Raw genomic sequence first — 12,507 nt, 5'->3', positions numbered from 1 at the left:
TTCAGCGAAGCTGAGGCTGTTGCCTGCAAGGATTGTATTATTTCTCCGCCGCCATGGCCTGGAACGAAGCGTCTGCCGCTTCGAGAGTGAGGTCAATATCGGCATCGGTATGAGCCGTGGTCAGGAACCAGGCTTCATACTTGGACGGGGCCAGGTTGATGCCGCGGTTCAGCATATGGCGGAAGAAGCTGGCGAACAGCTCGCCATCTGTATCCTGCGCTTCATCATAATTAGTCACTGGATGGCTGCAGAAATGAGTAGAGAATGAGCCGCGGATCCGGTTGATGGTCAACGGGATGCCATGGCGGTCAGCGGAGGCCTGAAGCCCTTCCGTCAGACGGATCGCCAGCCGTTCCATTTCGTCATACACACCTTCTGCTGCAAGCACCTCGAGGCAGGCAATGCCTGCGGAGATGGAGGCCGGATTGCCCGCCATTGTTCCGGCCTGGTAGGCCGGGCCGAGCGGAGCCACCTGTTCCATGACATGTTTGCGGCCGCCGTAAGCGCCGATCGGCAGGCCGCCTCCGATAATTTTGCCCAGTGCGGTCAGGTCAGGGATGATATCCTCATGATGATCCAGTCCTGCATAGGTTTGGGTAGAACCGTAATGGAAACGGAAAGCGGTGATGACTTCATCGTAAATTACGAGTGAGCCATTGTCGTGAGCCTGCTTGCAGAGCCCTTCGAGGAAGCCCGGCTGCGGCATCACCATGCCGAAATTACCGACAATCGGCTCTACCATGACCGCTGCGACATCCTTGCCCCATTTGTCCAGCGCTTCGCGCAGCGCGTCCAAGTCATTGAAGGGAACGGTAATGACCTCCTGGGCGATGCTTGCAGGTACTCCGGCACTGTCGGGAATGCCGAGAGTGGATGGACCCGAACCAGCGGCTACCAGAACAAGATCAGAATGGCCGTGGTAGCAGCCGGCGAATTTGACAATCTTGCTGCGCTTCGTATACGCGCGGGCCACGCGGATTGTGGTCATGACGGCCTCAGTGCCCGAGTTGACGAAGCGGACTTTGTCCATCGAAGGGATGGCTTCCTTCAGCATCTTGGCCAGCTTGATCTCAAGCTGCGTGGGAGTTCCGTACAGCAGCCCGTTTTCAGCAGCCTTTGTAATGGCTGCTGTAATATGAGGATGGGCATGTCCGGTAATAATCGGTCCGTAGGCGGCCAGATAATCTATGTATTCATTACCATCTTCGTCCCAGAAGCGGGAGCCGCCGGCGCGTTTCATGAAGACGGGAGCGCCGCCCCCTACAGCTTTGAAGGAACGGGAGGGACTGTTGACGCCTCCGACAATGTGCTGCAGGGCTTCCTCATACAAATGTTCAGATGTGGTACGGTTCATGGTTCATCATCCTTTCAATAGTAGTGGCACAAGGGAAAGGGCGAACCGCCGGATTCATCCGCTGTTCGCCCGCCCTAATGCCAAGCATAGGTTTATTTACGATTATCTCTGAAATGGAGTGCCCTATTTGCTCCCGGCGCTTGCCGAAGGGCTGCTGCCCGGTGAAGCAGAAGGCGATGGAGACGGCTCAGGACCAGTCAGCGTGTTTTGAACGAACTGCTTCAGCTCATCTTCGCTGCTGATGCCGATGACTGCAGAACCGCCGCTGGTTTTTTCTTCAGTAAGCAGATCCATTGGGGGAACCTGCACGCTGCCGCCCATGGAACTGTCATAGCCTACGGTAGCCAGCTTCCACATATCATTCACATCCAGGTTGGTATCAATGAAAGGGGTAACCTGGGACAGGATATTGGGAAGCTTGATAATGGATGTGGTGCTTATTACTTTGTCTGCAACCGCCTTAAGGAAGCCCCGCTGGCGCTCCGTCCGGGTGAAGTCGGAGGTAGCATCATGACGGAAACGCACATATTGCAGCGCCATACTGCCGTCGAGGTGCTGGAAGCCCTTTTTCAGATCAATATCGTATTCCGGTCCATCGGCTTTGGTCTTGTAGACCATGTCCTTCTCGACATCGTAATCGATCCCGCCAACGGCATCCACCAGCTTGATGAAGCCCTGAAAGTCGGTGTAGACATAATATTGAATCGGAATGCCGAGCAGATCGCTGACTGTCTGCATTGCCGTGTTGGGTCCATGAGTAATCGCCGTATTGATACGTTCTTTGCCGTGCTCAGGGATAGGAACATAAGTATCACGGAGGATAGAGAACACATAAAACTTCTTCTTGACCGGGTCAAGCGAGGCGACCAGCATCGTGTCGGAGCGTGGTACTTCACCCTTCTTCACTCCTCGCGCATCGACACCCATAAGCAGGATGTTGACTGGCTCGGTACCTTCCCATTTAGGAGGCTGAATAACATCGGCCGAAGGAGAGGGGAGTGCCGCAAACGGTGAGTCTTCACCCGTCTTATGCAGATTGTCCATTTGATTATAGATCTCAGCAAAATAATAAATTGCCCCGCCGATAATGAGGAGAAGTATGATTGCCAGAGTCCAAAGCAGCGGTTTCTTTTTTGACTTACCGGCTTTTGCGTGCCGTTTCTTTCTTGGTGACATTTCGTTCTTCCTTTCCCATTCACATTCTCTACATTATAATTTCTTTTAGGTATACAAGCAATTTCGGAATATACATCGATATTATGAAGGAGCGAAACAGTAAATGAACGAACTTAAGGTCGGACAAGAAGTGCCGGATTTCACCCTTCCCGCTTCAACTGGACAGAACATCAGCTTACGGGATTACCGGGGCAGCAAGGTAGTGCTGTATTTTTATCCGAAAAATATGACACCTGCCTGTACCCAGGAGGCCTGCGAATTCCGTGACGCTGAGGACCCGATAGCCCGGGGTAATGCTGTTCTGCTGGGAATCAGTCCGGACAGTCTGGCTTCCCACGCGAAGTTTGCTGCGAAGAACAGCTTGCCCTTTCCGCTGCTTGCTGATGAGGAGCATAAGGTAAGCCAATTATTCGGAGTCTGGCAGCTCAAGAAACTGTACGGCAAAGAATTTATGGGTATTGTGCGCTCTACCTTTCTCATTGATGAGCAGGGTCTTCTGGTCAAAGAATGGAGGAAGGTCCGGGTCAAAGGACATGTTGAAGCAGTATTGGGAGAAATCATGAATAAATAAGTATGCTAGTAATTAATTGTAAATGTCTGTAACATTTCTAACAGCCTCTATAAGGCGCTCTCATGATATAGTTGCCTCATATTACTTCAAATTTGGAGCAAGGCATGGTGATGATGGCATGATGATGCTGCGTATTGGGCTGGACGTCGGATCAACTACGGCCAAATTGGTTGTTATGGAACGTGATACGATTGTATATCAGGATTATGTGAGACATTTTAGCGATATAAAAAAAGCTGCCCTCTCCCTTCTGTCGGATGTGCGGGACAGGTTCCCGGATCGGGAGGCAGCACTTACTGTAAGCGGTTCCTCCGGCTTGTCTCTTTCGAAGCTTGGCGAGGTCCCCTTTGTTCAGGAGGTCATTGCCTGCACTAAGGCGATTAGCGAACTAATTCCGCAGTGTGATACAGCGATTGAGCTTGGCGGAGAGGACGCCAAGATTATCTATCTCAGCGGCGGCATTGAGCAGCGGATGAACACGGCCTGTGCGGGCGGCACGGGAGCGTTCATTGATCAGATGGCTTCCCTGCTGCAGACAGACCCGGCGGGCCTGAATACCCTGGCCGAACAGCATGAACGGATCTACCCTATCGCATCGCGCTGCGGTGTATTTGCCAAAAGCGATGTGCAGCCGCTGCTTAATGAAGGCGCCCGCCGCGAGGATGTGGCGGCTTCTATTTTTCAGAGCATCGTCAACCAGACGATCAGCGGACTGGCCTGCGGCCGTCCGATCCGCGGGCGGGTAGCCTTCCTGGGCGGACCGCTGACCTTCCTGCCCGCGCTGCGGCAACGTTTTGCAGAGACCCTTGGACTGAACGAAGGGGATGTGCTGTTCCCGGAGCGTTCACAGTATTTTGTCGCAATCGGTTCAGCGCTATCACAGAACGATCCGCTGGTTCTACCGCTGTCCGGCTGGCTGGCCCGGCTGGATGCCGTGGACTTCTCAGCCGACCGTGCTGAGGATGCCGAGCTGCAGCCGCTGTTCGCGACGCCGGACGATCTGGCGCAGTTCCGTCTTCGCCACGGCCAGGCGGCAGCTCCGCGCTCTGAACTGGATACATATCGCGGTCCCTGTTATCTCGGCATTGATGCCGGGTCTACCACAACCAAGCTGGTGATTACCGGCTCAGCGGACGAAATCCTCTATACCTTTTATGGAAGCAACAAAGGCAATCCCCTGCAGTCAGTAAGCGATGCCCTGAAGGAGATTTACCGGATTCTGCCGGAGGGCTGTCATATTGCAGGTGCCTATGCAACCGGTTATGGCGAAGGCCTGGTCAAGGCAGCGCTTCGAACAGACGGAGGCGAAGTGGAGACGGTAGCCCACTATAAGGCAGCTTCCAAGTTCATGCCGGAGGTTGATTTCATCCTCGATATCGGCGGACAGGATATGAAGTGCATCAAGATCCGCGGCGGCGCCATCGACAGCCTCATGCTGAATGAAGCCTGCTCCGCGGGCTGCGGCTCCTTCCTGGAGAGCTTTGCATCTGCACTGGAGCTAGGCATTGGAGAATTTGCCGCAGCCGCATTGGAGTCCACGGAGCCGGTCAACCTGGGCTCGCGCTGTACGGTCTTTATGAATTCCAAAGTGAAGCAGGTTCAGAAAGAAGGCGCTACTCTTGCCGATTTATCGGCAGGGCTTGCGTATTCTGTGATCAAGAATGCGCTCCAAAAGGTGATCAAAATCCGCAATCCCGAGGATCTGGGACGCAATATCATTGTACAGGGCGGTACCTTTTATAATGAGGCGGTGCTTCGGGCGTTTGAACTGCTTACCGGGAGAACCGTGGTCAGACCGGATATTGCCGGTGTGATGGGTGCTTACGGCTGTGCGCTGATTGCCAGAGAGCATGCCGGATTTGACGGAATCAGCACCCTTCTGGGACCCGAGGAACTGGAAGCTTTCAAATATGAAGTCTCTCCGGGCCGCTGCGGCCTTTGCGCCAACAACTGTGCTCTGACAATCAGCCGCTTCCCTGACAAGAGCTTCCATGTTACGGGTAACCGATGTGAGCGCGGGGCAGGGGGCAAGAAGGAGAAGAATAGCCTTCCGAATCTGATGCAATATAAATACGAACGTTTTTTTGATTATGAGGGGCTGCCTGAGGAGCAGGCGCAGCGGGGAACGGTCGGCATTCCGCGGACTATGAATATGTTCGAGAACTACCCGTTCTGGCACACTTTTTTCACTACACTGCGCTACCGGACGGTGTTGTCGCCAAAGTCCAGTAAGAAGCTCTACGAGAGTGGAATGGACACCATCCCTTCGGAATCCATCTGTTATCCGGCGAAGATGGCCCATGGCCATGTCCAGAGCCTGCTTGGCAAGGGAGTCGACTTCATTTTTTACCCGGCTGTTGTGTACGAGAAGAAAGAAGATGATGCAGCGCAGAACCATTTCAACTGTCCAGTGGTGGCCTCCTATCCCGAAGTCATCCGCAACAACATGGATGGGCTCAAAGAAAAAGGCATACCGCTGGTGAGCCCGTTTCTGACCTTCGATGATATCCCTGCGCTGACCCGGGTTCTAGTGAAGACTTTTATGGATATTCCCAAGGAAGAGATTGCCGCTGCCGTGCAGAGTGGTCTTGCTGAAGCCGAACGGGCCAAAGCGGATCTGCGCAACAAAGGCGAAGAAACGCTTGAATTCCTTACTCATAGCGATACCAAGGGGATTCTGCTCTGCGGACATCCCTACCATGCAGACCCCGAGATTAATCATGGCATCGCCGAGATGATTACGGGGATGGGGCTGGCTGTGCTGACCGAGGATTCCGTCTGTCATCTGGACCGCAGTGAAGGGGATGTGGGAGTAGTCAACCAGTGGACCTATCACGCCCGGATGTACCGCGCAGCTCGTCTGGCCGCCAGCAGAAACGATCTGGAGCTGGTGCAGTTGACCTCATTCGGCTGCGGTATTGATGCCATCACATGCGATGCGGTTCAGGACATTATGGAACGCAATAACAAGGTATATACCTTGATCAAGATTGATGAGATCAGCAATCTGGGTGCCGCGCGCATCCGCCTGCGGTCCCTGCTCGCGGCCATGCGCGAACGGGAGAAGGGTGATGTTCAGCCTCAGCTTCTGTACAAGACACAGGCCAACGTGCCTTTTACGAAGGAAATGAAGGAAACCTACACTATTCTGGCTCCGCAAATGTCACCGATTCATTTCGAACTGTTCGAACGGGTCTTCCGTGACGCCGGATACCGGCTCAAAATTCTGGAGAGCACCGGACCGAAGGAGACAGAGGAAGGTCTCAGATATGTAAATAATGATGCCTGCTATCCGGCGATTGTCACCATCGGACAAATGCTGTCGGCGCTAAAGAGCGGAGACTATGATCCGGACCGGACCGCTGTGATTATGTCGCAGACGGGGGGAGGCTGCCGGGCAACTAATTATATTTCACTGCTGCGCAAGGCACTGAAGGACTCCGGGCTGGGGCAGATTCCGGTAATTTCGCTGAATGCCTCCGGAATGGAGAACCAGCCCGGCTTCCGCATTAGCCTCAAGCTGGCAAACCGCCTGATTGCGGCCGCGTGTTACGGCGACCTGATGATGCGTCTGCTGCACCGCTTCAGACCGTATGAGGTGATTCCGGGAAGCGCTCAGGCCTTGTTCCGCAAAGGGATGGACCGCTGCAAGTCCAGCCTGTCTACCTTCTCGTTCAGGGAATACAAACGTCTGACCCGGGAGATCGTGGCAGAATTCAGCCAGCTCCCTGTGATTAGGGCCGTGAAGCCGCGAGTGGGAATCGTCGGTGAAATCCTGATCAAATTTCATCCGGATGCCAACAATCACATCATTGAAATGATTGAAGCCGAGGGCGGAGAAGCGGTCATGCCGGATTTCCTGGATTTTATTTTCTATTGCGTCTACAATCCCATTTACAAAGCTGAGCAGTTCGGAAAAAGCAAAAAGCTGGGCTACATTAATCCAATGCTGATCTCTTATCTGGAAATTTACCGCAAACCGGTTAAGGTGGCGCTGGAAGAAGCAGGACTGGCCAAAGGACGGGAGAATATCTACGGACTGGCAGAGAAAGCCAGCCGCCTGGTCTCTGTGGGTAACCAAATGGGCGAGGGATGGTTCCTGACTGCGGAAATGATGGATCTGCTGGATAACGGGGTTAATAATATAGCTTGTATCCAGCCTTTCGCCTGTCTGCCGAATCATATTACCGGACGGGGAATGATTAAGGGGCTGAAGGATCTGTATCCCGGGGCCAACATTGCCGCCATTGATTATGATGCAGGGGTCAGTGTCGTGAACCAGGCGAACCGGATTAAGCTCATGATGTCTATTGCCAGCGGGCTGGAGAATAGTGCTCCCCCCTTTACCACTAAGGTCAAAAAAGGCGGCAAGGTTAAGCCTGTAGTGGTAGGCAGCATTAGAAGTGACCTATAACTTAATTGATATCAATTCAAAGAGCGTGCCCTTAGCAGATGGGGTACGCTTTTTATTTTAGATGCCGGATTCAATGAGCTTAGGAGTCCTGTTATTTTTGCAGTGAGGCTCACCGCTTCCGCTATAATGTTGTCATTTTTCTAAAGTATATATTAAACCGGAAATACTCCAAATACGAAAATGCTAGTTTCAGAAATTTTCAGTAAATGGTTGACGAATAAATAAGTAAATAGTAAAATAGTTCGCATGCGAAGTATTATTGAGTATGTGAATTTCATGGAGGTAATGAGTGTTGGAGGATAAAGAGCAGCAATTGGATGAAATCTTTTCTTCATTCCGTTGCATCATCCATAATTTTCAACAGCTGATGTGGAAGGATGCAGAAGAGCTGGGCATTACATCTACCCAGTTAATGGTCTTGCGCAAATTGGCGGCTCACCCTGATATAGGAATTACGGAGCTTGCGGACCTGTTGCATTTGGGGAACAGCGCTGCGAGCGGTGTAGTGGACCGGATGGTAAAAGCTGGACTGATAACCAGACAACGCTCGGAGAGCGACAAACGCATATTTAGGCTGGCAATGACTGAGAAAGGCCTGGAGATCAGGGAGCGAAGCAAACAGTCGCTCAGAAGCCATCTGGAGCCATTGTCGAACATACCCGCTGAAGATGCCAAAGAGCTGCTGCGATTGCATGGTGAAATTATTAAAATTTTAGAACAAGGGAGAGAGAACAAGAAGCTATGAGTACAATATCTGCTAACGCTGGCGCGCCGTCGAAGACGATACGCAGAGGCCCCATTATTGCAGCCCTTCTGATTGGCGCATTCGTAGCGCTGCTGAATCAGACACTGATGAATGTGGCGCTGCCCAAAATGATGGAGGACCTCAACATTGCCGCCAATACGGCGCAATGGCTGACTACAGGATTTATGCTGGTGAACGGGGTGCTTATTCCAATCAGTGCCTTTCTGGTAGAGAAGTTTACCACCCGGCAATTATTTACTACGGCAATGATCCTTTTTTCTATAGGAACGCTGGTCTGTGCCATAGGGACCGGATTTGAGATGATTATGGTCGGCAGAGTGATCCAGGCTGTCGGCGCAGGTATTCTAATGCCGTTGATGAACATCGTCTTCCTGCGGATCTTCCCGATTGAAGAACGCGGTAAAGCGATGGGCCTGATGGCGGTTGCTATGATTTTTGCCCCGGCTGTAGGACCTACGCTGTCCGGCTGGGTGGTTCAGAACTATTCCTGGCGTGTGTTGTTCTACATTGTACTTCCGCTGGCTATTTTCTCCACACTGCTGGGGATGAAGACGATGCAGAATGTTGGAAAGCTGACTTCGCCCAGATTGGATAAATTGGGTGTGGTCCTGTCGACGCTTGGTTTCGGCGGATTGCTGTATGGCTTCAGTGATGCCGGTACAGACGGCTGGAACAGCCCGACTGTGTATGCCTGCCTGATTCTTGGCGTTGTATCTCTGGCTTTGTTTGTATGGCGGGAGCTTACCACCGACAAGCCGCTGCTCGAGTTCCGTATATTCCGGTACAATATGTACTCATTGACTACAGTCATTAACATTATTGTTACGATGGCACTATATTCGGGTATGATCCTGCTGCCAATCTATCTGCAGACGATCCGTGGCTTTACACCCATGGAGTCGGGGCTGATGCTGCTGCCGGGTGCAATTCTAATGGGCGTAATGTCTCCGATCACAGGGATTATTTTTGATAAAATCGGTGCCAGATGGCTGTCCGTTATCGGTCTGGTTATCACTACCGTTACCACTTGGGAATTTAGCCAGATTACTCATACAACGACGTACACCCACCTGATTCTGACGTACACGGCCCGGATGTTCGGGATGTCCATGCTGATGATGCCAATCGTAACCGCCGGCCTGAACCAGCTGCCGCAGCGCTTGGCTTCACACGGAACCGCAATGTCGAATACGCTGCGGACAGTCGGCGGAGCACTGGGGATGGCGCTATTCGTCAGCCTGATGACCAACCGTACGAAGAGCAACATTACGGATGCTGTAATGAGCGGGGCTGTATCCCAGACCGACAAGGCGGCAATGCTCAAACTTACACAAGACGCCACGATCAACGGGATTACCCATGCGTTTACCGTAGCTACCTGGGTGACCGTAGTGGCGCTCGTGCTGGCCTTGTTCATCAAGAAAACCTCTCCGCAGCCTGACTTCCTGAAAACGGAAGAGGCGGAGCCTGTGCAGCTACAGAAAGTGAAGTCACAACAGGCATAAGCTGCTTACTTGCAAGAACACGTACTCATAACTATGAACAAAAGGACTATCCGGTATGGGTAGTCCTTTTGCTGTATATTGGCCCTTGTTTACAGGGGGGGTTGGACCCCGGCCCCTGTACTCCACAGCTTCAAACGCGGCAGGCTGTTAGCCAGAATACTTCGTTCCCCAGCTTCATCCATGCCTTCCTCTACCATGTATCCGGCGCACAGATCGGCCATCTCTTCCATGGTACTCTCCGGTTGCTTGAATTCTCCACTCTCGTAGTCATATACAATATTCATCCGTCTTGCTGCCTTCGCGGCCAGTGCCCTGCAGCATTCCTTCAGGTTTACAAGCAGTCTTTATATTTGGCAGCGATTTCTGCTGCGAGTCCGGCCAGTTTGCGGCGGATCGGTTCTGGTTCCATTACTTCCACAACCGTTCCGAAGCTCAGCAAAAATCCGTACAGCCAGTTATTTTCCGCGTAAGCCACCTTAACGGTGTATCCGCCGTCTCCAGCCGGTTCCAGTTCTTCCGAATCGAAGTAGTCTTCCGCCAAATGTCTGCCCTCCGCTGAAAAATGCAAGACGATAGCTTGCGTATGCAGCGTTTCTTTCCAGCCTTCTGTCCAGGGCAGATCCTTCAGCGGAATATCCAGGCGCTCGTAGCTTCGGGTTTCCTTGACCAGTGCCTTCATTCGCTGCAGCTTGAACAGCCTGAAATCCTGACGCTCAGTGCAGTAGCCATATAGATACCACCCCGCACCTTTATGTACAAGTGTATAAGGCTCCACAGAACGGTGGCTGACCCCGCCGTCTGCATCGACATAATCAAAAGCTACGGCAATGCTCTCCTCCAGCGCTTCCTTGAGAAGGGACAGACGTTCTTCCAGCAGACCCTGCAGCCCCCAGGGGGAAAAGTCGACAATCAACTGGGTTGTTTTGGTGCGGAAGGCCTGGGACTTGGAGGGAGGAATGACGCTGCTGATTTTTTCCATAAGCAGGTTGTGTCTACGTCCACCGTAGGAGGAGACGCTCTGCAGAGCCGTGAAAATATCCGCCAGTTCGCGTTCGGTGAGGACATTGCGGTCCAGCCGGTATCCTTCCATAAGGCCAATGCCGCCATTGGAACCCTGATAGGTGACGACAGGGATACCGGCGCCGTTAATGCTATCGATATCACGGTAAATAGTGCGTACAGACACCTCGAACATCTCGGCCAAATCCTTGGCCTGAACCAAGGGCCGGTTCATCAGTAATATGACGATGGAGAGCAAACGGTCTATTTTCACACAAACGTCCTTCTTTCCGGGAGTATTCGTATTCTCATTATCCTTATATTCTCACATGGAATCAAAGTAAATAAAACCTTGCCAAATCATGCATGTTAGAATAACATCTAATTAGATGTTTATTTAATTATGAATGTGAGGGTACGCATTGTGAACATGAATGGATTGAAGGACAGCACCGTGGCAGTACTGACAAGGAAAAAGGGAGGATATTCGCGGCTGTTCACAGCAGGTCTTGTAAATGGCATCGGTGACCGGTTCAGCAGTATCGCCATGCTGGCGCTGATTCTGAAGGTGACCGGCTCAGGAATGGCGGTAGGGATCGCACTGGGGGTAAGAGTCATTCCCTATCTGTTCATGGCCCCTCTTGCCGGGATACTGGTCTTGAGAATACCGCGCAAAACCCTCATGATGGCCGTTGATATCCTGCGGGTACCGATTGCACTGTCCTTTCTGCTGGTGGATGGGGAGGACAGGCTATGGCTGCTGTATGCAGGGAGCTTTATTATGGCGGTTGGAGAGGCAATTTACAGTCCTGTGCGCAAATCTTCGATTCCACTGCTGGCCGGACCGGATGCTTTGCTTAAGATTAATAGCCTAGAGCAGTTAATGACGGGATGTGTACTCATCCTCGGGGCATTTACAGGTGGAATTGTGTCCCTGTGGTGGGGACCGGAAATGGGTTTTGTCCTGAATGCAGCCTCTTTCCTGCTGGCGGCACTCCTGATCCGGGGCATAAGGTTTCCAGAGAATGCTGTCAGTGGGGATGAACAGAGTGCAGACTCTGATTCAGCAGAGTTACAGCAGGGGTTCCGGAGACGGGCTGGCCGCTTACAGACTCTCAAAATTCTGATTGGCGGCAGTCAGGTGCTGCAGATTATTATGGCCTACGAATTACTGGTGCCCATTATCAATGGCTGGGACAATGTGCTGATCAGCGTGTATGCTGTGCAGGTTTTTCATGCGGGGGATGCCGGAGTCGGAGCCTTTTATGGCGCGTTGGGCATCGGACTCAGCCTTAGTTTTTTTGCCGGACGGTTACTGAAGAAGAGGCTGTTGTCTATCGCGCTTGCCGGGTTACTGCTGGAGGGAATTCTGCTGATGAGTATCAGCGGGAGCAGCCACTTTGGAACGGCCTTTGTCCTGTATATTCTGCTGTCGCTCTGCGGAGGGATTGGTAATGCGTGTCTCGATACGCTGGTGATGAGGGAAACACCTCAGGCCCAGCAGCCAGTAGTTTTTGGGATATTGGCAGCGATCAGCGGATCTCTGATTGGAGTGTCTATGTTCGGCGCAGGCTGGCTGCTGGATATGATGGGGCCGAGGGCATTGGGCTTTACAGGTGGAGCCGGCTTCGCAGGGGTGGCATTGCTGCTTGGAGGTTTTTCATTGCTGCGCCTGCGCCGGGAAAACAGGTGAATTCAGTCATTTCAGTAACGGTTCGGAAC

9 protein-coding genes are annotated in these 12,507 nt (G+C 52.4%); 5 read left to right on the top strand and 4 right to left on the bottom strand.

Translation table 11 applies throughout. From position 1 onward, the window contains the following. Nucleotides 1-37 precede the first annotated feature (37 nt). Together A3849_RS01480 and A3849_RS01475 are read right to left on the bottom strand one after the other, a co-directional pair. Nucleotides 38-1,354, bottom strand: a complete 1,317-nt coding sequence (locus A3849_RS01480; protein ID WP_074086845.1) for a glutamate-1-semialdehyde 2,1-aminomutase — start codon at nt 1,352-1,354, stop codon at nt 38-40. Nucleotides 1,355-1,477: 123 nt separating this feature from the next. Further along, complete coding sequence (locus A3849_RS01475; protein ID WP_074109851.1) at nt 1,478-2,530, bottom strand: LCP family protein; 1,053 nt, start codon at nt 2,528-2,530, stop codon at nt 1,478-1,480. Between the two features lie 103 nt (nt 2,531-2,633). Here A3849_RS01475 and bcp point away from each other — a divergent pair, with 103 nt between their 5' ends. The 4 genes from bcp to A3849_RS01455 all read left to right on the top strand — a co-directional run bounded on the left by bcp (nt 2,634) and on the right by A3849_RS01455 (nt 9,786). Then, entirely contained in the window at nt 2,634-3,101 is a 468-nt protein-coding gene (bcp, locus tag A3849_RS01470) for a thioredoxin-dependent thiol peroxidase (protein WP_074109850.1), read from the top strand. Between the two features lie 124 nt (nt 3,102-3,225). After that, nucleotides 3,226-7,515: a 2-hydroxyacyl-CoA dehydratase gene (locus A3849_RS01465; RefSeq protein WP_256700624.1), complete on the top strand. Its 4,290-nt coding sequence runs from the start codon at nt 3,226-3,228 to the stop codon at nt 7,513-7,515. 289 nt (nt 7,516-7,804) lie between these two features. After that, complete coding sequence (locus tag A3849_RS01460; protein WP_074109848.1) at nt 7,805-8,260, top strand: MarR family winged helix-turn-helix transcriptional regulator; 456 nt, start codon at nt 7,805-7,807, stop codon at nt 8,258-8,260. Further along, the gene (locus A3849_RS01455; protein ID WP_074109847.1) at nt 8,257-9,786 is read left to right on the top strand and encodes a DHA2 family efflux MFS transporter permease subunit; all 1,530 of its coding nucleotides are present in this window, start codon (nt 8,257-8,259) and stop codon (nt 9,784-9,786) included. The genes A3849_RS01460 and A3849_RS01455 overlap by 4 nt, the downstream gene beginning before the upstream one ends. Before the next feature lie 89 nt (nt 9,787-9,875). Here the strand turns inward: A3849_RS01455 and A3849_RS01450 are convergent, their stop codons facing one another. Both A3849_RS01450 and A3849_RS01445 read right to left on the bottom strand, forming a co-directional pair. Further along, nucleotides 9,876-10,070: a zinc ribbon domain-containing protein gene (locus A3849_RS01450; protein WP_083613323.1), complete on the bottom strand. Its 195-nt coding sequence runs from the start codon at nt 10,068-10,070 to the stop codon at nt 9,876-9,878. Between the two features lie 47 nt (nt 10,071-10,117). Then, entirely contained in the window at nt 10,118-11,059 is a 942-nt protein-coding gene (locus A3849_RS01445; protein ID WP_074109845.1) for a helix-turn-helix transcriptional regulator, read from the bottom strand. 156 nt (nt 11,060-11,215) lie between these two features. Between A3849_RS01445 and A3849_RS01440 the strand changes: the two genes are divergently transcribed. Continuing rightward, nucleotides 11,216-12,478: an MFS transporter gene (locus tag A3849_RS01440; RefSeq protein WP_074110047.1), complete on the top strand. Its 1,263-nt coding sequence runs from the start codon at nt 11,216-11,218 to the stop codon at nt 12,476-12,478. Nucleotides 12,479-12,507 lie beyond the last annotated feature (29 nt).

The organism is Paenibacillus sp. P46E (assembly GCF_001909095.1).
Taxonomy (GTDB): domain Bacteria; phylum Bacillota; class Bacilli; order Paenibacillales; family Paenibacillaceae; genus Paenibacillus_AQ; species Paenibacillus_AQ helianthi.
Note: the sequence above shows the minus strand (reverse complement) of the source record. Positions and strands in the feature narration are given on the sequence as shown.

What these genes read in the sequence shown, in the direction of transcription:
- A3849_RS01465 (WP_256700624.1), top strand. Translation starts at nt 3,226, where the DNA reads ATGCTGCGTATTGGGCTGGACGTCGGATCAACTACGGCCAAATTGGTT.
- A3849_RS01455 (WP_074109847.1), top strand. Translation starts at nt 8,257, where the DNA reads ATGAGTACAATATCTGCTAACGCTGGCGCGCCGTCGAAGACGATACGC.
- bcp (WP_074109850.1), top strand. Translation starts at nt 2,634, where the DNA reads ATGAACGAACTTAAGGTCGGACAAGAAGTGCCGGATTTCACCCTTCCC.
- A3849_RS01440 (WP_074110047.1), top strand. Translation starts at nt 11,216, where the DNA reads ATGAATGGATTGAAGGACAGCACCGTGGCAGTACTGACAAGGAAAAAG.
- A3849_RS01475 (WP_074109851.1), bottom strand. Translation starts at nt 2,530, where the DNA reads ATGTCACCAAGAAAGAAACGGCACGCAAAAGCCGGTAAGTCAAAAAAG.
- A3849_RS01450 (WP_083613323.1), bottom strand. Translation starts at nt 10,070, where the DNA reads ATGAATATTGTATATGACTACGAGAGTGGAGAATTCAAGCAACCGGAG.
- A3849_RS01480 (WP_074086845.1), bottom strand. Translation starts at nt 1,354, where the DNA reads ATGAACCGTACCACATCTGAACATTTGTATGAGGAAGCCCTGCAGCAC.